Source organism: Streptomyces indicus (genome assembly GCF_900100315.1).
GTDB classification, from domain to species: Bacteria; Actinomycetota; Actinomycetes; order Streptomycetales; family Streptomycetaceae; genus Streptomyces; species Streptomyces indicus.
Map to the genome: position 1 here is coordinate 139,321 of NZ_FNFF01000018.1, position 21,854 is coordinate 161,174.

The window sequence follows — 21,854 nt, forward strand, 5'->3', positions numbered from 1 at the left end:
AGTCCCCATGGAATCCAGCACCATCCCCCAGTCCCGCCGGCTGCGCGCGGGCCTCGCAGGCGGACTGATCTGCGTCGGCTCGGTCCTCACGATGCCGTACGCCATGGCCGCGGACCCCGCCGAGCGGGAGATCATCGCCCCGGCCCGCGACGCCTCTCCCGCGGGGGCGACCACGTCCACCCACCCGGCCCACGCGGAACCCGACACGGGCTTCGGCCCGCTGGGCACCACGCTCTGAGCCTTCACTTCCACGAGAACGCCCTCGTTGTCCACTGCCTGTGGACAACGAGGGCGTTCTCGTGGGACGGACCGGCCGTCAGGCCTAGGACTCGCGCCCCATGCGCACCGCGCGTCCCCCGGTTAGCGTCGACGCCCATGCAAGCCCCGAACACCAAAGGCCGGACCACGGCCGAGCGCGCACAGGACGTCAGGGAACGGCTCGGCTCGGAGCGTGATGTCTGGGTCGCGACGTCCCATCCCGAACTCGGGCCGCACCAGGTCCCGTTGTGGTTTCTGTGGCACGCGGAGGCCGTGTGGATGTGTACGGGCGCGAGCTCCGCCACCGCGCGCAACGTGCGGGCGGAGCCGCGCGTCCGGCTCGCGCTGCCCGACAGCTACGACGTGGGGCTGCTCCAGGGGGAGGCGGAGCTCCATCCCGCGGGTGAGGTGCCCGGGCAGGCCGGGGACGCCTTCGCCGGCAAGTTCGGCTGGGATCCGCGGACCGAGGAAGGCCCCTTCGTCTACCTGCGCGTCGTACCGCGGACCGTGCGCGCCTGGCACGGGGAGGCCGAGCTGCGCGGCCGGGTCGTGATGCGCGAAGGGGTGTGGCTGGGGTGAAGGTGGGGCGGCCCCGGGGTGCGGGCAGCACGCCCGAGGCCGCCCCCACCGAACCCGCTCAGTCCTCCAGCGCCTGGTACACCGTCGTCCAGAAGTCCGACATCAGGTGCATCGGCGCGGGGACCGAGGAGCCGACCTGGGTGAGCAGGATGCCGAGGAGGTCGTTCGTCGGGTCCGCGTACGCCGAGGTGCCGCTGCCTCCGTCCCAGCCGAACTGGCCGACCGGGGCGTAATCGCCCACATACGTGCGGACCGCCATGCCGAAGCCCCAGCCGCCCTGCTGGCCCTGGCCGAAGGAGATGTGGACGTTGTCCTTGGCCAGCTTGGTGCGGGCTTCGAGCTGTTCGGGGCTCAGGCGGTTGGTGGTCATCAGGCGCACGGCCGCGCGCGACAGGATGCGCTCGCCGTTGTGCACGCCGCCGTTGAGGAGCATCCGGTAGTACGCGTGGTAGTCGTCGGCCGTCGAGTTGAGGCCGCCGCCACCGCTCACGAAGTCGGGCGGTGAGCTGTGGCGGCCGCCTTCCGCCTCGTCCCACACATGGAACTCGCCCGTCTGCGGATCCGGCGCGTAGAGCGGCGGCAGCCGGTGGATGTCGGCGGCCGGCACGTGGTAGCCCGTGTCCTTCATGCCGAGGGGCTCGAAGATGCGCTCCCGCATGAAGTCCGCGTACGGCTGCCCGGACACCCGGGCCACCAGGACGCTGACCACGTCATGGCTGATGTGGTACTGCCAGGTCTGCCCCGGCTGGTACATCAGCGGCAGCGCACCGAGCCGCCGCATCCACTCGTCCGGCTCCGGCATCGGCGTGGGCAGGTTGGGCGTGAGGCCCTGCTCGAAGACCGCGTTCATCAGCGGGGTGCCGAGCGCCGTGAAGTCCATGCCGAGCCCGAACGTCGAGGTCAGCAGGTCCCGTACGGTGATCGGACGCCGCGCGGGCACCGTGTCGTCGAGCGCGGCGTCCGGGGTCTTGAGCACCTGCCGGTCGGCGAGTTCGGGCAGCCACTCGTCGACGGTGTCGTCGAGGCGGAGCCGGCACTCGTCGAGCAGCACCATCGCGCCGGCTATCCCGACGGGCTTGCCGGTGGATGCCATACGGAAGATCGTGTCGCGGCTCATCGGCGCGCCGGCGCCGTCGTGGCGCATCGCGCCGAGCACTTCGACATGGGTCTCGTCGCCGCGGCTGACGAGCGCGACGAGGCCGGGGATCTTCTTGGACTCGACGTGCCGGGCGAGGACGTCGTGCAGCCGGTTCAGGCCTGACGTGGAGAAGCGGCCGGACGAACCGTTGGTCATCGTCAATCTCCTTGTGTCCTGGGCGAGTTGCGATCATGTAGCGGTGCGCGTGCGGCGCGCCACCCTTCCGGCCACGACTGCACTTACGGAGGTCGACATTCCGGGATCGGGCCTTCCGGCGGACGGCATGGCGGAGGGCCGGGCAGCGCGGTGTGCGCACGCCCGGCCCTCCGGCCGGTATGGCAGTGAGTCCGGCGGCCCTGTCAGCAGTGCCGCGTCAGGCTGATCGTCGTGACCTCGTCGAACAGGCGCGGCGTGAAGTACGCGTTGCGGCCCGCGGTGTAGATCTGGTTCGCCTCCGGCAGGCCGATGACGAACTTGCGGGCGTCGCCCGGGTTCCGGTCGGCGCGCAGGTAGCCGATCAGACCGCCGCGGTGGTCGAGGAGCTTGGCGTACATCAGCCAGGCGTCGTCCCCGCTGCTGCTCCAGAAGTGGCCCTTGAAGTAGGCGTGGCCGGTGGAGGAGAGCTTCCACGTCGCGCCGTTCATCCGGCGGCAGTCGCCGACGGCGGTGGTCCGGAAGGTGAACACCTTGGTGCCCGTCCCCGCCTTCGTGACGATCCCCTCGGCATTGGACTGCCCCGCCGCCCCGGCCGACTCGGTCGCCCGGGCCGTCTCCGTCGCGCCCCGCACGGCGGCCGCCTTCTGCGGGCTGCCGCCCCGGTCCGGTACGACCGTCGCGACGCCCAGCGTCCCGGCCGCCACCGCCAAGGTGGCGACCCCGGCCCAAGTACGGCGCGCCGTCCGCTTCTTCGCCTGGCCTGTCCCTGTCCCGTTCATGAGGTCGGTCATGCGTCTGTCCCCCGTGGGTCGTGCACCGGTGCCCCGCACCGATGTGCCGGTCTGCGTCCCGTACCGGTCGGCCGGGACGTCCTCAGCATCGGTCCGGGCCGCGGGCAGGGCACGAGTAGTCGGCTACTCGAATCCGGCCGGGGCGGGCGACCGCTACTCGATCCCGGGCGCCCCCCGCCCGGGGCCGGCCCGGGATACGACCACTCCCCACCCGTCGGGGCGCACGACCGCGCCCCGAGCCCAGGGCGCACCACCGCTCCCCGATCCCAGGGCGTTCCCGCCGCAGCCCGCCGTCCCTATGCTCGGTGCGTGACGCCCGATTGGCCGCTTACCGGCCGGTCCGAGCACTTACGGACCATCGAGGGAACGCTCAGGCCGCAGCAGGGCCGCGCCGGGACCGTCCTGATCGGACCGCCCGGCGTCGGCAAGACCCGTCTCGCCCGCGAGGCCGTGGCCGCCGCGGCACGGCGGGGCGCCGTGACGCGGTGGGCGGCCGGCACCCCCGGCGCACGCGCCGTCCCGCTCGCCGCCTTCGCCGCCTGGGCCGTACCCGTGGACACGGGGGCCGCCGAGGCGCTGCACCGCACTCGCCAGGCGCTGTGCCGGGACGCGGGCCGCGCCGGTCTCGTGCTCGGCGTGGACGACGCGCATCTCCTGGACGAGCTCTCCGCCCTCCTCGTACAGCAGTTGGCGCTGGAAGGAGCGGCCGGCCTGGTCCTGACGGTCCGCTCCGGAGAGCCCGTGCCGGAGGCGGTGACCGGCCTGTGGCAGAGCGGCCGGCTGCGGCGGCTCGATGTCCCGCCGCTCGGCCTCGAGGAGTGCGGGCAGCTCCTCGCGTCGGTGCTCGGCGGCCCCGTGGACTCCGTATCGGCGAAACGGCTGTGGCGGCTCACCGAAGGCAACGCGCTGTTCCTGCGCCACCTCGTGGAGGGCGAGCGCGCGGCGGGCGGACTGTACGAGGCGGGCGAGACCTGGCGCTGGAAGGGCGTCCCGATGGTGACGCCCACGCTGGTCGACCTGATCGCGGCCCGCATGGGTGAACTCCCCGATGCCGTACGGGAGATCGTCGACCTGCTCGCGCTCGGCGAACCGCTCGACGTCCGTCTCCTCGGCCGCCTGGTGCCGCCCGACGCGGCGGATGCCGTCGAGGCCGCCGAGGAGCGCGGGCTCGTCACCGTCACGCAGGACGAGCAGGGCCGGCTCACCGCCCGGCTCGCGCACCCGCTCTACGGCGAGGTCCGCCGGGCCGGGCTCGGCCGGCTGCGCGGCCGGCGTCTGCGCGGCACCCTGGCCCGCGCCCTCGAACCCGGCAGCACGATCGCCCGTTCCTTCGGACCGGCCGACCCGGGCCCCGAGGGCTGGGAGGAGCCCACCGCGCCGCGCCTGCGCCGTGCCCTGCTGCGCCTCGACTCCGATCTGCCGCCCGACCCCGCGCTGTCGCTGCGCTCGGCCCAACAGGCCGCGCTCCTGGCCGACATGCCGCTCGCCGAACGCCTCGCACGGGCCGCGCTCGCGGCGGGCGCCGGCTTCCCCGCCCAGCTCGTCGTCGCGACGGCGGCCTCCACGCACGCCCGGTCCGAGGAACTCGCCGCGGAATGGGCGCTGTTGACGGAGCTCGCCCGTACCGACCTCGAGCACGTCCAGGCCGCCGTCCCGCAGATCCTCGGCCTCGCCCTCATCGCCGGGGACTCACCGGCCGCCCACCACACCCTCGCGGCCACCGCCGCCCGGCTCCGGGACCCCGTCGCCCACCGCCACCTCGCCGGCGTCCGCGGCTACCTCGCCGTACTCGGCGCGGGCACGGCGCCCGGACGCCCCCGGCCCCTCCCCGATCCCCGCACCCTCGCCGCCCGCCATCCCCTCACCGCCCCCGAAGCCCCCGGCGACACAGCCGCCCTGCGCGACGCCGATACGGCGGCACAGGCCGAAGAGCCCGAACCGCTGCTGCTCGCCGGCCTCACCCGCACCATCGCCCACTCCGTACGTGGGCGCGAAGGACCGGCACGGGAGGCGGCCGCGGCGGCCCGTGACGCCCTGGCGCACTCCTGGCAGCTCGGCTACCTCCGCATCCCCCTCACGCTCGCCGAGGTCGTCGGCGCATGGCTGTCGGGACGGACCGCGGAGGCGGTGGAGCTGGCCGGTGCGTACCGGGAACGGGACGCAGGCCTCCCCTTCGGGCCCGAGCTCTCCCACTGCGTCCTGGGCGAGGCCCTGCTCGAACAGGGCAGGCCCGCGGACGCGGAACGGCTGCTGCGGGAGGCGGTCGACGGGCTGCGCGAGCACGGTTCCGCGGGCGGGTTCCGCCAGTTCGCGCTGGTGGCCCTGGCCCGGGCCCGCGCACTCCTCGGCCGCCGGGACGCGGCCCGGGACACGCTCACCCGTGCCGAGTCCGCGCTGAGCCCGGTGTTCGCCGTCCGCGACCCGGAGCTGTGGGTGACACGGGCGTGGACGGCGGCCGCCGAGGGCGCCTTGAGCGAGGCCGTCGCCCACGCCCGCGCGGGGGCCGAACTGGGCGCGTCCCGTGGTCATTTCGCGTACGAGGTGTGGGCCCTGCACTGCGCGGTCCGTCTCGGGGACGCGAGCCGCGCCACGGCGGACCGGCTCGGCGCCCTGGAACACGAGGTGGACGGTCCCGCCGCCCACGGCGCGGCCATGCACGCGGCGGCCCTGCACGCCGAGGACGGCGAGGCGCTGCGCGCGGCCGCGCTCCTGCTGGCCGGACAAGGCGCCCCGGCCGCGGCGGCGGACGCCCACGCCCAGGCCGCCAACGCCTTCCAGCGGGCGGGCCGTTCGGGCTCGGCGGGCAGCGAGGCCGCGGCCGCCGACCGGGTCGCCGCCTCCTGCCAGGGCCTGCGCACCCCGGCGCTGCTCGCCTGGGCCCGTCCGCTGCCCCTGACGCGCCGCGAACGCGAGATCGCCTTCCTCGCCGCGGCGGGCCTGAGCAACCAGCAGATCGCGGACCGCCTGACCTTGTCCGTCCGTACGGTGGAGGGCCACCTGTACCGCCTCACGGCGAAACTCGGCGCGGCCGGCCGCGCCGACCTGGCCCAACTCCTGGAGCCCACACGGCCGGACAGCACCTAGGCGATTCCCGGGGCGGAGAGGACAGCGGGCCCCGCACCCGACACAATCTCCCCGACGCACGTCCACCCCGGGGGAGAGACCGCATGGCACCCAAGGTCATACCGATCACCGTCACCGCGGCACAGGCCGCCACCGGCGTCGACCTGCCCGTGAAAGGCAGCGGCGTCGAGGCCGTGTTCCGGATCCCGCCCTGCCGCGACGGCGACCTGATCCCGGCGTACGTGGCGGGCAACGAAGTGCGGCTCCGCATCGTCGTCGCGAAGGACCGCAGCCCTTCCCCGTTCGTCCGCGACGTCGGCCGCTACCTGGGCATCGCCGCCCTGGTGCTCTGCGTCCTCGCCGTGATCGTCGCCGTGACCGGGTCGTAGCCGTGGCCGGGTCGCAGCCGGCCGACACACGGCCGGGCGGCCGACCCGCCACCCCGGGGGACACCTGCGTGACCCAGGATCACCCCGCTCGTTGCCCGGCGTCACCCCTCGTGATACACAGAGTGACCATACGGAACCGCGTATACCGCCCGGGTCTCCCCACTGGGGAGCGCCGGGCGGTATTCGTCGGATCCGGGACGCCTCCGGGACAACTCTGGCAACTGATGGCCGTAAGTCGACATGCGTCGGGCAAATCTCGGAGACAATGATGCCTGGCCTCTGCGCAGCGGCAGGGGGTGCGGAACTACCCATAAGGGGCGGTGAGTTACATGCTTCTGGCAGCCGAGAAGGGCGACATCACCACCATCATCGGCGGGATCGCTCCAGACTGGGGGCCCTTCGGAAGCCTGGGCAACGAAGCGCGCGTGATGATCGAAGTGGTCATGGCGATCGCCATCCTGATCTGTCTGGGGATCGCGATCTGGGGCGCCGCGAAGCAGCGGATCGGTGCCACGGCGCTCCGGGACACGTTCAGCGCCGAACAGGGCAAGGGTCTGATCGTCGCGGGACTGACGGGCGTCTTCATCATCGGTTCGCTCGGCACGGTCTTCACCATCGTGTACGGGATGGCCGTCTAGTCGCCCTGCCCGTACCCGAGTTCGCGGTCGCCGGCCGGGGCACCACCGACTGTTCCCGGCCACTTTCCCATTCATCCGTCGTGCCCACCGGCTGAGGTTGCGTCTCCCTGATGTCCAGTCATCACTCCGCCCCCGCGCGGCAAGCGGCCCGGCTACCGTCGTACAGCGCGGTTCTGCAATCGGTTGAGGGGGCGTACGCGTCATGAGTCTTGGCGGCGGTTACGACGAGGACAGCCGTCCCGGTCCCGAGGCCGAGTTCTACGGCGGCACGGGCACCACGCGGACGCGCCTGCCGGAGGGCGACGCGGACGGCTACGGCGCCCCGCGCCGCCCGGCCCGCTCCTCGCGCTCGCTGGTCACGGTGGTGGGTGTGGTGGTGCTGCTCATCGCCGCGATTGCCTTCGCCAATCAGGGGGGCGAGGACGAGGGCGGGTCGGGTGGCGGCTCGAAGCCGGGGGGGAATCCGACGGCTGCGTCGGGGGAGGGTGCGGTGGGCACCGAGCGCGGTGGCATCCCGGTCGGTTACGAGCAGTCCCGTACGGGCGCACAGAGCGCGGCGGCCAACTTTGCCGTTGCCCTTGTCTCCGCGGACATCGTCAAACCTGGGCTGCGGCCGGCCATCGTCGAGACGGTCTTCGTGCCCGAGAAGAGAGACGAGCTCAAGGCCAAGTTCGACAAGGCGTACGACGACGCGTTCCTGGACAAGGTGGGCCTCGACAAGGACGGCAACGCCGCGGCCGGTCAGACCTACGTCTCGCGCACCGCCCCGGTCGGCACCAAGGCGACCGCGTACTCGGACAGTTCAGCGACCGTCGAGGTCTGGTGCACGGGTGTGTTCGGAACCGCGGGCAAGGCCTCCACGAACCCAGTGACGAGCGACTGGTTCACCATGACGCTGAAGCTCCGGTGGACCGACGGTGACTGGAAGGTCGAGAGCTTCTCATCGAAGGCCGGCCCTGCCCCCGTCAACGGGGACAACCAGGTGTCGTCCGCCGACGAGATCACCAAGGCCGTCGAGGAGTTCGGAGGGTTCACGTATGCCCGGTAGCCATTACCGACGACGCACCCTCGCCCTGGCCGGGGCAGTCGCAGCCGTGCAGGCGGCTGCCCTGACGCTGGCCACACGGGCCTTCGCGGCACCCACGCCCGACCCCGACGACAACTGTGACCTCATCGTCGGCCCGGCGCGGGAGTACTGCGAGAACGGCGAATCCGGCTCCGGCGACGCCCCCAAAACCCCCGCCGACGAAGCCCTCAACACCCTCGACCCCCTCAGCTCTCTCGCCAAGGGCTGTGCCGACGCCGCGAGTTGGACCGTCGACAAGCTCAGCGAGGCCGTGAACAAGACGGCGGACGTCGACTTCACCAACGACAAGTTCCTCCAGAGCTACGCCGTCGTCTTCGCCGCGTCCACCATCCTCACCCTCCTGCTCTGGCTGCTCGCGGTCGCCAAGCGGGCCGTGCGCGGGGTGCCGCTCACCACCGCCATCAGCGAGGCCATCGGCTTCCTGTGGCTGACGGTGCTCGCCTCCGCGTTCACGCCGCTGATCCTCTACACCGTGGTCTCCGCCACCGACGGGATCACCGACGCCATCGCGAAGGCCACGGGGAACCAGACGGACACGTTTTTCGGGACCTTCTCCGAGGCCCTGAAGAAGGGCGAGGACATCGGCGGCGGGCCGATCATGCTGATCGTCGTCTCGCTGGTCAGCATCCTCGCCGCGGGAGTCCTCTGGCTCGAACTCGTCATCCGCGCCGCCCTGCTCTACGTGGGCGCGCTGCTCGGGACCGTCGTGTACGCCGGGCTCGTCGACAAGAACCTCTGGGGCCACGTACGGCGGTGGGCGGGCATCATGATCGCCGTCATCCTGGTCAAACCCGTGATCGTGATCGTGCTCGGGCTCGCGGGTGCCCTCAGCGACGCCGACGGGCCGAACGCGTTCTCGGCCGTGGTCTCCGGCCTCAGCATCATCCTGCTCGCCATCTTCGCCAGCGCGATGATCTACCGCTTCGTGCCCGGGTTCGGCGACGAGATCGCCGCGGGCCGCAACAACCGCATCATGAGCGGCGCCGAGTCCAAGGCCGCCGCCGTGATCTCCTCGCCCGCCGCCCTCGTCTCGCAGGGCATCAAGACCCACAGCGCCCGCGGCCGGGGCGGCGACGGAGGCGGCGGCGGGCAGGCCCGTCCCGCCAACCCCGCCTCCGGCGGCGTCGCCGCCCACAGCACGCGCGGCGCCTCGAACGGCGGCGGAACTGTCCCCTCCGCCGCACCCCCGCCCCGTACGACCCCGAGCACGAGCACCCACAGCTCGCGCGGGGCAGGACGGGCAGGAGCCACCGCAAGCCGCACCAGCAACCGCTCTGGAGGTGAAGGGCGTTGACGACCCAGTCCCACACGGTCACGCCCCGCCGCACCTATCTCATCGGCCGCGCCCGGCCGAACGCGATCATCGGCAAGAACCGTGAGACCGGCGAGATCGCGCTGATCATCGTCGGCGCGTTCCTCGGCATGATGTGCGGGCTCCTCGTGCCCGTGCTCAGCCTGCGGATCGTGCTGCTCATGGGCTTCCCGCTGCTCGCGCTCGCCGTGGTGTACGTGCCGTACAAGGGGCGCACCTTCTTCAAGTGGTACGAGATCAACCGCAGTTACAAGCGCACACTGCGGCAGGGCACGGCCTACCGGTCGGGCGCCCCGGAGGCCGGGGTGCGGCTCGACGGCCGTGAGGTCGAGGTCGGGCCGCCGCCGGGTATCGGCCGGATCACCTGGCTCGCGGCGCCCTTCGGCCCGGACGAGATCGCCGTGCTGCTGCACGCCGACCGCAGGACGGTCACGGCCGCGATCGAGATCGAGGGCCCGGGCGTGGGCCTGCGCGACTCCGAGGACCAGGAGGCCCTGGTCGACCGCTTCGGCACGCTGCTCAAGCACGTGGCGAACGGCGACGGCTTCGTGACCCGCCTCCAGATGCTGGCCCGTACGCTGCCCGCCGACCCCGACGCCCACGCCAAGGACGTGGCCGTCCGCGGGGACGACAAGGCGCCGGGCTGGCTCCAGGAGTCGTACGACCAGCTCCAGTCCATGGTGTCCACGAGCAGCGAGCAGCACCGCGCCTACCTGGTCGCGTGCATGCACTACAGCCGCGACCTGGCCGCCGAGGCCGCCGCGATGGCGCGCGCCACGCGGCCGCTCGCGGGCCGCAAGGTGGACAAGGACGCCGGGCTCGCGGTGGTCATGGCCCGTGAGCTCACGGACATCTGCTCGCGCCTCCAGGAGGCCGACATCCGCGTACGGCAGCCGCTCGGCCAGGGCCGGCTCGCCTCGCTCGTGCACTCGATGTACGACCCGGACCACCCCATCGACCACATCCAGGCGATGACGAAGCGGAACGCCTGGCCGGCGGAGCTGGACGCCCGCGAGGCCACGTACCTGATGGCCAAGACGCGGGAGTCCTCCACGCGCGCGCCCTGGTGCCACGCCACGGCCTGGGTGAAGGAGTGGCCGATGACGCCCGTCGGCGTCAACTTCCTCGCGCCGCTGCTCGTGCACACCCCCGACGTGATCCGCACGGTGGCCGTGACGATGGACCTCGAACCCACCGAGATCGCCATCGAGCGGATGCTCACGGAGAAGACCAACGACGAGGCCGAGGCCTCCCGTCAGATGAAGATGAACCGGACCGTCGACCCGCGCGACGTCGCCGCCCACTCCCGCCTGGACCAGCGCGGCGAGGACCTGGCGAGCGGCGCGGCCGGCGTCAACCTGGTCGGCTACATCACCGTCTCCTCCCGTAACCCCGAGGCCCTCGCCCGCGACAAGCGGACCATCCGGGCCTCGGCCGGCAAGTCCTATCTCAAGCTGGAGTGGTGCGACCGCGAGCACCACCGGGCCTTCGTCAACACGCTGCCGTTCGCGACCGGCATCCGCCGCTAGCCGTCATCAGGCGAGAGCCGCCGAGCCGTCGTAAGGGGCCAGCTCATGCGAGATCCGCTGACAGCGATCACGGACGCATTCACCTCCTTCCTGTTCGGGAAGGTGGAGACCACGCGCCTGCCCGTGCGCACCTCCACGGGCCAGGCGCAGGCCGTCTACCTGCCCACGGCCGCTCCCGGCCTCGGCGACTCCGGCGTGATCATCGGCCGCGAGGTCTACAGCGGCAAGGGCTACATCTACGACCCCTTCCAGCTGTACGGGCAGCAGCTCCCGGCGCCGCACTGGCTGGTGCTCGGCGAGTCCGGCAACGGCAAGTCGGCGCTGGAGAAGACGTACGTACTGCGGCAGTTGAGGTTCCGCGACCGCCAGGTGGTCGTGCTCGACGCGCAGGGCGAGGACGGGGTGGGCGAGTGGAACCTCATCGCCCAGGAGCTGGGCATAACGCCGATCCGCCTGGACCCGACGGTCGCCCTCGACACCGGGATCCGGCTCAACCCGCTCGACCCCTCCATCACCTCGACCGGCCAGCTCGCGCTGCTCCGCACCATCATCGAGGTGGCGATGGGGCACGGCCTCGACGAGCGCTCGGGCTTCGCGCTCAAGGTCGCGCACGCCTACGTCAACGAGACGATCGTCGAGCGCCAGCCGGTGCTCTCCGACATCGTGGAGCAACTGCGCCACCCGGAGCCGGAGTCGGCCGAGGCGATGAACGTGGCGTTGGAGGACGTACGGGCCTGGGGTCTGGACGTCGCGCTCGTCCTCGACCGTCTGGTCGACGGTGACCTGCGCGGCATGTTCGACGGCCCGACGACGGTCGGCATCGACCTCGACGCACCCCTGATCGTCTTCGACCTCTCGCACATCGACCGCAACTCCATCGCCATGCCGATCCTCATGGCGATCGTCGGCGTGTGGCTGGAGCACACGTGGATCAGGCCGGACCGCAAGAAGCGCATCTTCCTGGTGGAAGAGGCGTGGCACATCATCAACTCTCCGTTCGTGGCCCAGCTCTTCCAGCGCCTGCTCAAGTTCGGCCGGCGCCTCGGCCTGTCCTTCGTGGCAGTGGTGCACCACCTGTCGGACGTGGTGGACGGAGCGGCGGCGAAGGAGGCCGCGGCGATCCTCAAGATGGCCTCCACGCGCACGATCTACGCCCAGAAGGCGGACGAGGCGCGGGCCACGGGCAAGGTGCTCGGCCTGCCGCGCTGGGCGGTGGAGATCATCCCCACGCTGACCCCGGGCATCGCGGTCTGGGACGTCAACGGCAATGTGCAGGTCGTGAAGCACCTCATCACGGAGATGGAGCGGCCGCTGGTGTACACCGACCGCGCCATGACGGAGTCGGCCGCCGAGTCGATGGCCGCGGCCTCGGAAGAACTGCTCGCCGCCGAACGGGAGGCGGAGGAGCGGGCGTTGTACATGGAGCAGCAGATGGGTTCGTCCTCGGAATCCACGGTGGCGTGAGATGCGGTACGAGCATGAGCGGGGGTACCCCCGCGACCCCGGAAGAGGCCCGGGTGGGCCCGGCGGCTCCGGCGGGTCCGGTGGCATTCCGGACGGGCTGCTCGTGGGCGTGCTCGCGTTCGTCCTCGGCCTGTCGGTGCTCGTGTGGACGGCGACCGGGCTCGCGGGACTGTTCGCGCACGGCGCCTGGCCGTCCGGGGTCACCTTCGGGCGGACCCCGCAGGCGATAAGGCACTTGGTGTCCGCTCCGCACGACGTGGCGGGCGCGTGGCCCTCCACACCGGCCGCGGAGCTCTCCGGATACGGGCTGTTCTGGGGCCTGGTGATCGGCCAGGCGATGGTCCTGGTGGTCCTGACGGTGTTCGTGATGGGGACTTGGGCGCGGTGGCGGGCTGTCCGGGCTTCCTCCACTGCCTCCGCTTCGTCCGCTTCTCCTTCCCGTGACGGGGATACGGAGAAGCGGGACTGGTCCACTTCTCCTCCGCGGGACAGGGAGGTGGAGGAGCGGGACTGGTCCCCTTCTCCTCCCCGCGACGGAGTCGCGGAGCAGCGCGTGGCGCCGGAGGCGCCGTTGCCCGTGGTGCCGGAGGCACCGGTCGAGCGGGTGCCGGAGGCACCCAGCGCCCCCGTTCCGGAGGAACGCCACCCGCTCCCCGCACAGCGGCAACCGCAACGACTGGTCCTGGGTGACCCTCGCACCCGAAAGCCCCTCGCCGTGCAGGCGATCCAAGACGCCGAGGGCCCCGCCCTCATCGTCACCAGCGACCCCACCGTCTGGGAGGACACCAAGGACGCCCGGTCCAAGCTCGGCCCGGTCCTCCTGTACGACCCGGGCCACCTCTGCGACACCCCGGCCCGCATGCACTGGAACCCCGCAGCCGGCTGCGAGGACAAGGAGACCGCACGGCAGCGCGCCGAGGCCCTGCTCGCCCCGGTCCGCCCCACCGCCAAGCTCGACGCCGCCACGGCCGCCACCGCGGAGACCCTGCTGCGCAGCTATCTGCACGCCGCCGCCGTGGACAACCGCGGCGTCAAGCACGTGCACCGCTGGGCCCAGGGCAGCCAGGTGCAGGAGGCCGTCCGCACCCTCCGTACGCACCCGAAAGCCGCCGCCGGATCCGCCGGCGAACTCGAGGCCGAGCTCACCGCGCACCCCGAACGCCGGGACATGGCACAGGAGTTGACGGCCCGCGCCCTGTCCTCGCTCTTCTCGATCCACATCCGCGAGGCCTGCACACCCAACCGAACTGATGCACTCACCTTGGATTCCTTCGTGGACGAAGGGGGCACCCTTTACGTGGTGGGTGAAGCCATCGAGGATCCACGGACGCAGCCCGGTGCCATGCCTTTGCTCACCGCACTCGTTTCGAGCGTGGTCGAGCGCGGCCGGCGCATGGCCGAACGGTCATCCGCCGGTCGCCTCGACCCACCACTGACCCTGGTCCTGGACGACGTCGCGGCGGTCGCTCCGCTTCCCCAGCTCCCGGAGCTGCTCGACGCCGGCACGGAGCACCTGGGTCTGGTGACCCTGGCCCTGCTCCGTTCCCGCGAGCAGGGCCGCTCCCGTTGGCCCGGCGCCGAACTGCCGGTGTAGTCCGGGGACTTCACCCCCACGCTCACGCCTTCCCGTACAGCTTCAGAAAGAGCTCCACCCCTTCGCGTACGAGCAAGTCGAGCCGCTCGGGCTCCAGCGGCAGCGCGCCCTGGTACGACTCGGACGTCACGGCCCCGCCGGTGAACAGGACGAAGTGCCGCACCGCCCGGTCCGCGTTCCCCTCGTCCACCGCGAGGAGCCCCGCACGCCCGGCCTCCAGGAGATGCCCCTTCAGGGCCTCCCTGGTCGCCTGCGGCCCGATGCGCTGCCACTCCTTGAGGACGTCCGCGGGCAGCCGCCCGGCCTCCGGAATGATCTGCCGTACGAGGGCGAAGTGCTCGGGGTGGGCCTCGGCGCCACCGACCCATTCCAATGCCAGGTCTACGAGATCGGCCTCGGGGTCGCGGAATTTGTGGAAGTGCCGTGCGAGCACCTCCTGTTGGGCCGCCGTCACGGCGGCCGAGCTGTCCAGGAGCACCGCCCGGAACAGCCCCTCCTTGTCCCCGAAGTGGTTGTAGAGCGTCCGGCTCGACACCCCGGCCTCGGCCGCGATCGCGTCGATGCTCGCCCGCGTGTAGCCCTCGCGCCCGAACACCGTCCGGGCACCCTTCAGGATGGCCTGCCGCTTCTCCAACATCCCCTTGCGCAGAGGCTTTTCCGCCATACGAAACCTCAACCTAGGTCGAGCCAAAAATTACAATGACCGTTGTAATCACTACAACGTTCGTTGTAGCTTATCGGCATGCCAACCGCAGCGCACACCCCGGCGCACAGGGGCAAGACGACTCTGGCCGTAGTCCTCCTCGGCCTCTTCACCCTCCCGATGGCCATGTCCGGCACCACCGTGGCCCTGCCCGACATCGGCGCCGACCTCGACGCGAGCGGAGCGGCCCTCAACTGGGTCGTCACCGGCTACTTCCTGGCCGCCTCCTCCTTCATGCTGGTCGCCGGTTCGCTCGGCGACCTCTTCGGCCGGCGCCGGCTGTTCTCGCTGGGCGCCCTCGTCTACACGGCGGCCACCGTCCTCTCCGCCACCAGCCAGAACATCCTGCTGCTCGACCTCGCCCGCATCCTGGTGGGCGTCGGCGCTGCCGGGGTGATGGCCACCGGCACCGCCCTGCTCGCCTCGACCTTCGAAGGGGCCGCGCGCACCAAGGCGTTCGCGCTCGGCGGCACCACGGCGTCCGTGGGCCTCTCGCTCGGCCCGACCGTCTCCGGCGCGATCGTGGACGGACTCGGCTGGCGCACCACCTTCCTGGTGTTCGCCGCCGCGGGCGCCGTGATCCTCCTCGGCTCGACGGCCCTGCCCGACGTACGGGCCGAGGCGCGCCCCAAGGTCGACAAGGCGGGCGCGGTCACGTTCATCGCCGGTCTCGCGCTCACCCTGTTCGCGATCACCCAGGGCTCCAAGGACGGCTGGCTCACCCCGTCGACCCTGCTGCCGCTCGCCCTCGGTCTCGGCCTGCTGGTGTCGTTCGTACGGATCGAGCGGCGGATCTCCGCCCGCGGCGGGCACCCGATCCTCGACCTCGCCCTCACCCGCAACCGACGCTTCCTCGCCTGGCCCCTCGGCACCTTCGCCCTGGGCACGGGGTCCACGGCCGTGATGGTCTTCCTGCCCACGTACTTGCAAGGCACCAGCGGCTACAGCGCACGGGAGGCCGGACTCGTCCTGCTCTTCCTGAGCGTCCCGATGGCCGTGCTGCCCCAGCTCGGCGGCCGGCTCGTCAACCGCGGCCTGCAGGCCCGCACCCTGCTCCTGACCTCGCTGCTCCTGATCGTCTCCGGCAACCTCTGGCTGGGGACCGTGCTGCACGCCGGCATCTCCACCGCGGCCCTCGCCGCCCCGGTCCTGCTCATCGGCGCCGGCAGCGGGCTCTCGCTCGGCCTGGTCGACGCCCAGGCACTGGCCCTGGTCGAGCCCTCCCGTACGGGCATGGCCTCCGGTTTCCTCACCACCGTGCGCGGCGGTACGGCCGCGGTGATGCTCACCCTCTTCGGCACCCTGCTGCTCGCACTGCTCACCGCGCGGACCGGTTCGGCCGAGGCCGCCGGGCGGATCTCGTCGGGAGTGCCCCAAAGCCCCGTACAGGCCGGGCAGTTCAGCGAGGCGCTGCGGCTCGGCATCTGGGCGGTGGCGGGTCTGGTCGCCGTACTGGCGGTGGTGGTGTGGGCGCTGTCCCGGCCGCGCCCCGACAGCGGGCCGGCCACGAACCCGGCGGTAACGGCCGACCTTACGAAGACCGACCCGGCACCGCCGTCGAAAGCCACAACGCTGCAGACTCGCTGATACCCCTCGCCCCAACTGCCCGCATACCGAACACATTTGAGCTCAAGGAGCCCTTGCCATGTCCACCACGCCGCCCGCCGCGCCCTCCTCGCCCTCGTCCCCCAAGCCCTACCGCCTCGCCGTGATCATCGGCTCCACCCGCGACGGCCGCTTCGGCCCCACGGTCGGCCAGTGGTTCACCGCGCTCGCCGAGCAGCACGCGGCCGCCGAACTCGACGTGATCGACGTGGCCGGCCTGGAGCTGCCCGCCTGCCACCCCGACTGGGGCACCGAGCGCACCCCGGCCCTGGCCGAACTCGCCGCGCGCATCGAGGCAGCCGACGCGTACGTGGTGGTCACCCCCGAGTACAACCACAGCTACCCGGCCCACCTGAAGCACTTCATCGACCTGCACCGCACCGAGTGGAACGCCAAGCCGGTCGGCTTCGTCTCCTACGGCGGCGTCTCGGGCGGCCTGCGCGCGGTGGAGCACCTGCGCCAGGTCTTCGCCGAGGTGCACTGCGTCACCATCCGCGACGGCGTCAGCTTCCACCAGGCCTGGGACCACTTCGGTGAGGACGGCAAGGCACACGACCCGCAGGGCGCGGCGGGCGCCGCCAAGACCATGCTGGACCAGCTGGACTGGTGGGCCCGGACGCTCCGCGCGGGCCGCGCGGAACGCCCGTACAACTGACCGCGTTTACGGCTTGTCGAGCACCATCTCGTACTCCAGCTTCGAGGGGTCGGCCTCCAACGGGACGACCCCTCCGCTGCGTTCGAACCCGATCTTCTTGTACGCGGCCTGCGCCCGGTGGTTGTCCTGGTGGACGAAGAGCCGGGCCCGCTCCACCCCCTCCACCGACCAGGACCACTCGGCCGCGGCGGCGAACAGGCCCTGGATCAGCCCCCTGCCCCGGTGGTCGGGGTGTACGTACACGCCCACGAAGTGCGTACCGGTCACTGGCAGTTCGGCGCCCAAGAAGTCCTTGCTCCCCGCCCGCTCCACGATCGCCACGGTCGCCCCGACCCAGGTACCGTCCGCCGCGACGGCCACGAACTGCCGCGCCTGCGTGCCGTGGGAACTGCCCGCCGCACGCTCCTGCCAGAAGGAGTCGGGCCGCTGCACCGCGGCCTCGTAGGTCTCGAGAAAGGCGATGGGCGCGGCGGGGTCCTGGAGCGCGAGCAGCCGCAGCTCCTTGACCTGCTGCCACTCCTCGGCCCGCACGGGACGTATCTCGTACTGCATGCTGCGCTCGTCGTCATCCATGCAGCGATCGTCGCCGCAGGTCAGCGCCGGGCGCAAGCGATATCCTCCGGTACCGCCCCGGGTCGTACCCAGGTACTACAGCCCGCCCGCCACTGCCGCCCGTGGTCCGACGGAACGACCCCGCGCGCTCCGTAGCGTCGAAGACATGATGCGAGCGAGCGGACTCACGAAGAAGTACGGCGACAAGACCGTCGTCGACGACCTGAGCTTCGAGGTGCACCCCGGCACCGTCACCGGATTCCTCGGCCCCAATGGCGCCGGCAAGTCCACCACCATGCGGATGCTGCTCGGCCTCGACGCCCCGACCCGCGGCACCGCCACCATCGGCGGCCGCCCCTACGCCGCGCACCCCGCGCCCCTCACCGAGGTCGGCGCGCTCCTGGAGGCACGCTCGGTGCACCCGGGCCGCACCGCCCACGCCCACCTCACCGCGCTCGCCCTCACGCACGGCATCCCGCGCTCCCGCGTCGACCACGTCCTCGACCTCGCGGGCCTCACCGAGGTGGCCCGCCGCCGCGTCAAGGGCTTCTCGCTCGGCATGGGCCAGCGCCTGGGCATCGCGGCCGCCCTGCTCGGCGACCCGGCCACGGTGATCCTCGACGAGCCGGTGAACGGCCTCGACCCCGAGGGCGTGCTGTGGATCCGCAACCTCCTCAAGTCCCTTGCCGCGGAAGGCCGTACGGTCCTGGTGTCCTCGCACCTGATGAGCGAGATGGCCCTGACGGCCGACCACCTGGTCATCATCGGCAAGGGCCGGCTCCTCGCGGACACGACCGTGGACGCCTTCGTACGGGAGGCGGGCGCCGGAGCCGTCAAGGTCGTCACCCCGTCGGCCGCCGAACTCGCCGCCCTGCTCACCGGCCCCTCCGTGACGGTCACCGGCGACAGTCCCGGCACGCTGACCGTGCGAGGCTGCGACAGCGCCCACATCGGCCGCACCGCCGCCGCCCACGGGATCCCGCTGGTCGAACTCACCCCGCACACCGCCTCGTTGGAGCAGGCCTTCATGGACCTGACCCGCGACGCCGTCGAATACCAGGCCACCGTACGCACACCGGCGCAGGCCACCGCACGGACGTCGACGCAGACCGGCGCACAGACCTCGGCTCAGGCCACCGCCCTGGAAGGAACCTCCGCATGAGCACGCCCACGCACGCCGTCACGAGCCCCCGCTCCTATGCCGTGACCCCCGCCCGGGTCCTGCGCTCCGAATGGCACAAGCTGTGGTCGGTCCGCTCCACCTGGATCACGCTGCTGTTCTCGGCCGTGGCGATGGTCGGCGTCGGCCTCCTCGTCGCCGCCAACTACGAAGACGGAAGCCGCGAGTTCGTCGACCCGATCCAGATCGGCCTGGCCGGCACCCAGATCGCGATGATCTCCCTGCCCGTGCTCGGCGTCCTGTGCACCGCGGGCGAGTACACCAGCGGCATGATCCGCGCCACGCTCACCGCCGTACCGCGCCGCGTGCCCGTCCTGTGGGCGAAGACCGGCGTCCTGACCGCCACGGTCTTCCCGCTCACCCTCGCGACCTGCCTCATCGGCTACCCACTCGCGCAGAGCTTCCTGACCGGCACCGACCAGGAGGCGGCCCTCACGGACCCGGGCGTGCTCGGCGCCGTCCTGGGCACGGCCGCCTCCCTCACCGCCCTCAGCGTCTTCGCCCTCGCACTCGGCGCCCTGCTGCGCTCGGTGGCCGGCGCGATCGGCGCGTACGTCGGCGGGATCATGATCCTGCCCGAGGTCATCAGCATGATCCCCGTGGACGCCGTGGACACCGCCATGGAGTACTTCCCGGCCCAGGCCGCGGGCAACATCTCCGCCCTCGACGCCGTCGCCGGCGCCGGCGCCCCCTCCCCCGCCGCCTCGCTGCTCGCCCTGGGCCTGTGGGCCTTCGGGACGGTGGCGGTGGCCGGGCTGCTGCTCAAGCGCCGGGATGTCTGAGACCGAGGACGTACGCGAACGACGCGAGCCCAGCCGACAAGGGGCCTCGACGGCAACGGATGACAGAGGATGACCGCGTGACAGACCAGCGGACCGGACCCCCCGGCGCGGTGACCGGCCGCCTGCAGCACCTGCTGCAGGCGGCCCGCGCCTTCGACCGACGACGCCCGTACGTATGGGACGTGGCGGTCACCCTCTTCTGGATGACCGCCGCCCTCACCGACTACGCGAGCAGCGGCTGGCGGCGCCTCGCCCAGAACCTGGACGTGCCGGACTGGCAGCTGCTCGTCATGAGCATCGGCTTCACGCTTCCGCTCCTGTGGCGCCGCCGCCACCCCCTGGGCGTGCTCCTCGCGATGGTCCCCTTCGCCTTCCTCAACGCGTGGACCGGAGCCATCCTCCAAGCCCATCTGGCTTCCCTGATCCCGGTGTTCAGCCTCGCCGTCCACCGGCCCCTCAAGCAGCTCGTCCCGGCGTTCCTCGTCGTGACGCTGCCCTTGATCCCCGGCGCCCTGCGCTACCCGCTCGCCGCCTGGGACGCCGCCTTCGGCCCCGCGGTCTGGGGGTTCTCCCTCACGGCCCTGCTGGGCATCGCGGTCCGCTCCCGCATGGAGCACCTCGCCTCACTCGTGGACCGCGCCCGCCGCCTGGAGATCGAACGCGACCAGCAGGCCCAGCTGGCGGCCGCCGCCGAACGCGCCCGGATCGCCCGCGAGATGCACGACATCATCGGCCACAACCTCTCCGTCATCACCGGTCTCGCCGACGGCGGCGCCTACGCGGCGAAGAAGAACCCCGACCGTGCCGTCCAGGCCCTGGAGGCCATCGGCACCACCAGCCGCCAGGCCCTCACGGAACTGCGCCGCCTGCTGGACGTACTGCGCGAGGAGTCCCCGTCGGCCGACCTCGCCCCGGCCCCCGCACTCTCCGACCTCGACTCCCTGATCGCGGGCGTCCGCGCGGCCGGCCTCCCGGTCGATACGACGATCGAAGGCGAGCCGGTCCCACTCCCCCCAGGCCTCGAACTCACCCTCTACCGCGTCATCCAGGAAGCCCTCACCAACACCCTGAAACACGCGGGCCCTTCGGCAGCCGCCGACGTCCTCGTCTCCTACGGGACCGACGCCCTGACCGTCACGGTCACGGACACCGGACAGGGGGGCCCGGCGCGCGAGGGCGGCCGCGGTCTCGCGGGCATGCGCGAGCGAACTGCCCTCTACCAGGGCACACTTGAGGCCGGACCCCACCCGGCCGGCGGCTGGCGGGTCCGACTCCGTGTCCCGCTCCCGGAAGGCACCGCCCCGTGACCACCGTCCTCATCGTCGACGACCAGCCCATGCAGCGCTTCGGCTTCCGCATGCTCCTGGAGAGCCAGGACGATCTGACGGTCGCGGGCGAGGCGGCCAACGGCGCCGAAGCGGTCCGCCTGGTCTCCGAACTCCGCCCGGACGTCGCCCTGATGGACATCCGCATGCCGGGCCTCGACGGCATCGAGGCCACCCGCCGCATCGTCGCCGCCGGCGACCGCACCCGCGTCCTGATCCTCACGACGTTCGACCTCGACGAGTACGCGTACGCAGGTCTACGGGCGGGCGCCTCAGGCTTCCTCGTCAAGGACGCCCAACCCGAGGAACTCCTCGCCGGCATCCGGGCGGTGGCCTCCGGAGACGCCGTGGTCGCCCCCAGCCTCACCCGCCGCCTCCTGGACGCGTACGCCGACCGCCTCCCGGCCCCCGGGGACACGGAGGCCACCGCCCAGGACTCCCGGATCTCCCAACTCACCGAGCGCGAACGGGAGATCCTCACGGTCATCGGCCAGGGCTGGACGAATGCGGAGATCGCGGAACGCTTCCACCTCGCGGAATCCACGGTGAAGACGCACGTGGGCCGCATCCTCGCGAAGACGGGCGCGAGGGACCGCGTCCAGGCGGTGATCCTGGCGTACGACACTCGCCTGGTGAAGCCGTCGTGAAACCGCCCGGAAAACAAGAAAACCCCCGAGTCGATGACTCGGGGGTTTTCTCTCACATTTAGTTCGGCGGCGTCCTACTCTCCCACAGGGTCCCCCCTGCAGTACCATCGGCGCTGTGAGGCTTAGCTTCCGGGTTCGGAATGTAACCGGGCGTTTCCCTCACGCTATGACCACCGAAACACTATGAAACTGACAACCGCACCGTCGTGTGGCACAACGGGGTTGTTCGTGGTTTCAGAACCAACACAGTGGACGCGAGCAACTGAGGACAAGCCCTCGGCCTATTAGTACCGGTCAGCTCCACCCCTTACAGGGCTTCCACATCCGGCCTATCAACCCAGTCGTCTACTGGGAGCCTTAACCCCTCGAGGGGGTGGGAATACTCATCTCGAAGCAGGCTTCCCGCT

At 71.8% G+C, this 21,854-nt stretch carries 20 protein-coding genes and 2 rRNA genes; 16 read left to right on the forward strand and 6 right to left on the reverse strand.

All coding sequences use genetic code 11. The features are described 5' to 3' along the window. Positions 1–7 precede the first annotated feature (7 nt). Both BLT97_RS31695 and BLT97_RS31700 read left to right on the forward strand, forming a co-directional pair. Positions 8–238 (forward strand): hypothetical protein, encoded by a 231-nt coding sequence (locus BLT97_RS31695; RefSeq protein ID WP_093616419.1) that lies wholly within the window; start codon positions 8–10, stop codon positions 236–238. Positions 239–375: 137 nt separating this feature from the next. Beyond that, positions 376–837 (forward strand): pyridoxamine 5'-phosphate oxidase family protein, encoded by a 462-nt coding sequence (locus tag BLT97_RS31700; protein ID WP_093616421.1) that lies wholly within the window; start codon positions 376–378, stop codon positions 835–837. Positions 838–895: 58 nt separating this feature from the next. On the opposite strand, the gene BLT97_RS31705 is transcribed toward BLT97_RS31700, so the two are convergent. Both BLT97_RS31705 and BLT97_RS31710 read right to left on the reverse strand, forming a co-directional pair. After that, positions 896–2,131, reverse strand: a complete 1,236-nt coding sequence (locus tag BLT97_RS31705; protein ID WP_093616423.1) for a serine hydrolase domain-containing protein — start codon at positions 2,129–2,131, stop codon at positions 896–898. A 203-nt stretch (positions 2,132–2,334) separates the two neighbouring features. Then, the gene (locus tag BLT97_RS31710) at positions 2,335–2,922 is read right to left on the reverse strand and encodes a DUF6294 family protein (protein ID WP_093616425.1); all 588 of its coding nucleotides are present in this window, start codon (positions 2,920–2,922) and stop codon (positions 2,335–2,337) included. Between the two features lie 309 nt (positions 2,923–3,231). Between BLT97_RS31710 and BLT97_RS31715 the strand changes: the two genes are divergently transcribed. From BLT97_RS31715 to BLT97_RS31750, 8 genes are all read left to right on the forward strand, one after another. After that, positions 3,232–6,006: a helix-turn-helix transcriptional regulator gene (locus BLT97_RS31715; protein ID WP_093616427.1), complete on the forward strand. Its 2,775-nt coding sequence runs from the start codon at positions 3,232–3,234 to the stop codon at positions 6,004–6,006. Between the two features lie 83 nt (positions 6,007–6,089). Then, a complete protein-coding gene (locus BLT97_RS31720; protein WP_093616429.1) occupies positions 6,090–6,374 on the forward strand; it encodes a hypothetical protein in 285 nt (94 codons plus the stop codon). A gap of 329 nt (positions 6,375–6,703) precedes the next feature. Next, a complete protein-coding gene (locus BLT97_RS31725) occupies positions 6,704–7,012 on the forward strand; it encodes a hypothetical protein (protein ID WP_093616431.1) in 309 nt (102 codons plus the stop codon). Between the two features lie 202 nt (positions 7,013–7,214). Continuing rightward, complete coding sequence (locus BLT97_RS31730) at positions 7,215–8,060, forward strand: DUF8175 domain-containg protein (protein WP_093616433.1); 846 nt, start codon at positions 7,215–7,217, stop codon at positions 8,058–8,060. Then, positions 8,050–9,393, forward strand: coding sequence for a hypothetical protein (locus BLT97_RS31735; RefSeq protein WP_093616435.1), 1,344 nt, complete (start codon positions 8,050–8,052; stop codon positions 9,391–9,393). Before BLT97_RS31730 ends, BLT97_RS31735 begins: the two co-directional genes overlap by 11 nt. Continuing rightward, positions 9,390–10,940 carry an SCO6880 family protein gene (locus BLT97_RS31740; protein ID WP_093616437.1) on the forward strand — a complete coding sequence of 517 codons (1,551 nt, stop codon included), beginning with the start codon at positions 9,390–9,392 and terminating at the stop codon, positions 10,938–10,940. The genes BLT97_RS31735 and BLT97_RS31740 overlap by 4 nt, the downstream gene beginning before the upstream one ends. Positions 10,941–10,985: 45 nt before the next feature. Then, the gene (locus BLT97_RS31745; RefSeq protein WP_093616439.1) at positions 10,986–12,404 is read left to right on the forward strand and encodes an ATP-binding protein; all 1,419 of its coding nucleotides are present in this window, start codon (positions 10,986–10,988) and stop codon (positions 12,402–12,404) included. A gap of 1 nt (position 12,405) precedes the next feature. Next, entirely contained in the window at positions 12,406–13,998 is a 1,593-nt protein-coding gene (locus tag BLT97_RS31750; protein ID WP_245769653.1) for a type IV secretory system conjugative DNA transfer family protein, read from the forward strand. A gap of 22 nt (positions 13,999–14,020) precedes the next feature. Here BLT97_RS31750 and BLT97_RS31755 read toward each other — a convergent pair whose 3' ends face one another. Beyond that, positions 14,021–14,662, reverse strand: coding sequence for a TetR/AcrR family transcriptional regulator (locus BLT97_RS31755; RefSeq protein WP_093616441.1), 642 nt, complete (start codon positions 14,660–14,662; stop codon positions 14,021–14,023). Positions 14,663–14,740: 78 nt separating this feature from the next. Between BLT97_RS31755 and BLT97_RS31760 the strand changes: the two genes are divergently transcribed. Together BLT97_RS31760 and BLT97_RS31765 are read left to right on the forward strand one after the other, a co-directional pair. After that, positions 14,741–16,288: an MFS transporter gene (locus tag BLT97_RS31760; RefSeq protein ID WP_093616443.1), complete on the forward strand. Its 1,548-nt coding sequence runs from the start codon at positions 14,741–14,743 to the stop codon at positions 16,286–16,288. Between the two features lie 58 nt (positions 16,289–16,346). Further along, entirely contained in the window at positions 16,347–16,961 is a 615-nt protein-coding gene (locus tag BLT97_RS31765) for an NADPH-dependent FMN reductase (RefSeq protein WP_093616445.1), read from the forward strand. 6 nt (positions 16,962–16,967) lie between these two features. On the opposite strand, the gene BLT97_RS31770 is transcribed toward BLT97_RS31765, so the two are convergent. After that, positions 16,968–17,534: a GNAT family N-acetyltransferase gene (locus BLT97_RS31770; RefSeq protein ID WP_245769654.1), complete on the reverse strand. Its 567-nt coding sequence runs from the start codon at positions 17,532–17,534 to the stop codon at positions 16,968–16,970. Between the two features lie 145 nt (positions 17,535–17,679). On the opposite strand from BLT97_RS31770, the gene BLT97_RS31775 reads away from it, so the two are divergent. From BLT97_RS31775 to BLT97_RS31790, 4 genes are read left to right on the forward strand one after another with little or no spacing between them, the layout of a single operon-like run. Continuing rightward, positions 17,680–18,675 carry an ABC transporter ATP-binding protein gene (locus tag BLT97_RS31775; RefSeq protein WP_093616447.1) on the forward strand — a complete coding sequence of 332 codons (996 nt, stop codon included), beginning with the start codon at positions 17,680–17,682 and terminating at the stop codon, positions 18,673–18,675. Beyond that, on the forward strand, positions 18,672–19,475 hold the full coding sequence (locus BLT97_RS31780) for an ABC transporter permease (protein WP_093616449.1): 804 nt from the start codon (positions 18,672–18,674) through the stop codon (positions 19,473–19,475). The genes BLT97_RS31775 and BLT97_RS31780 overlap by 4 nt, the downstream gene beginning before the upstream one ends. A gap of 59 nt (positions 19,476–19,534) precedes the next feature. Continuing rightward, complete coding sequence (locus BLT97_RS31785; protein ID WP_093616451.1) at positions 19,535–20,782, forward strand: sensor histidine kinase; 1,248 nt, start codon at positions 19,535–19,537, stop codon at positions 20,780–20,782. After that, on the forward strand, positions 20,779–21,447 hold the full coding sequence (locus tag BLT97_RS31790) for a response regulator (protein ID WP_093616453.1): 669 nt from the start codon (positions 20,779–20,781) through the stop codon (positions 21,445–21,447). The genes BLT97_RS31785 and BLT97_RS31790 overlap by 4 nt, the downstream gene beginning before the upstream one ends. Before the next feature lie 61 nt (positions 21,448–21,508). Here the strand turns inward: BLT97_RS31790 and rrf are convergent. After that, positions 21,509–21,625, reverse strand: a 5S ribosomal RNA gene (rrf, locus tag BLT97_RS31795). A gap of 86 nt (positions 21,626–21,711) precedes the next feature. Further along, positions 21,712–21,854 (reverse strand): 23S ribosomal RNA (locus BLT97_RS31800); the annotation flags it as partial.

Excerpts from the sequence above, each read along its gene's own strand:
- BLT97_RS31695 (WP_093616419.1), top strand. The coding sequence starts at position 8 with ATGGAATCCAGCACCATCCCCCAGTCCCGCCGGCTGCGCGCGGGCCTC.
- BLT97_RS31700 (WP_093616421.1), top strand. The coding sequence starts at position 376 with ATGCAAGCCCCGAACACCAAAGGCCGGACCACGGCCGAGCGCGCACAG.
- BLT97_RS31705 (WP_093616423.1), bottom strand. The coding sequence starts at position 2,131 with ATGACCAACGGTTCGTCCGGCCGCTTCTCCACGTCAGGCCTGAACCGG.
- BLT97_RS31710 (WP_093616425.1), bottom strand. The coding sequence starts at position 2,922 with ATGACCGACCTCATGAACGGGACAGGGACAGGCCAGGCGAAGAAGCGG.
- BLT97_RS31720 (WP_093616429.1), top strand. The coding sequence starts at position 6,090 with ATGGCACCCAAGGTCATACCGATCACCGTCACCGCGGCACAGGCCGCC.
- BLT97_RS31725 (WP_093616431.1), top strand. The coding sequence starts at position 6,704 with ATGCTTCTGGCAGCCGAGAAGGGCGACATCACCACCATCATCGGCGGG.
- BLT97_RS31730 (WP_093616433.1), top strand. The coding sequence starts at position 7,215 with ATGAGTCTTGGCGGCGGTTACGACGAGGACAGCCGTCCCGGTCCCGAG.
- BLT97_RS31735 (WP_093616435.1), top strand. The coding sequence starts at position 8,050 with ATGCCCGGTAGCCATTACCGACGACGCACCCTCGCCCTGGCCGGGGCA.
- BLT97_RS31745 (WP_093616439.1), top strand. The coding sequence starts at position 10,986 with ATGCGAGATCCGCTGACAGCGATCACGGACGCATTCACCTCCTTCCTG.
- BLT97_RS31750 (WP_245769653.1), top strand. The coding sequence starts at position 12,406 with ATGCGGTACGAGCATGAGCGGGGGTACCCCCGCGACCCCGGAAGAGGC.
- BLT97_RS31755 (WP_093616441.1), bottom strand. The coding sequence starts at position 14,662 with ATGGCGGAAAAGCCTCTGCGCAAGGGGATGTTGGAGAAGCGGCAGGCC.
- BLT97_RS31760 (WP_093616443.1), top strand. The coding sequence starts at position 14,741 with ATGCCAACCGCAGCGCACACCCCGGCGCACAGGGGCAAGACGACTCTG.
- BLT97_RS31765 (WP_093616445.1), top strand. The coding sequence starts at position 16,347 with ATGTCCACCACGCCGCCCGCCGCGCCCTCCTCGCCCTCGTCCCCCAAG.
- BLT97_RS31770 (WP_245769654.1), bottom strand. The coding sequence starts at position 17,534 with ATGGATGACGACGAGCGCAGCATGCAGTACGAGATACGTCCCGTGCGG.
- BLT97_RS31775 (WP_093616447.1), top strand. The coding sequence starts at position 17,680 with ATGATGCGAGCGAGCGGACTCACGAAGAAGTACGGCGACAAGACCGTC.
- BLT97_RS31780 (WP_093616449.1), top strand. The coding sequence starts at position 18,672 with ATGAGCACGCCCACGCACGCCGTCACGAGCCCCCGCTCCTATGCCGTG.
- BLT97_RS31785 (WP_093616451.1), top strand. The coding sequence starts at position 19,535 with ATGACAGAGGATGACCGCGTGACAGACCAGCGGACCGGACCCCCCGGC.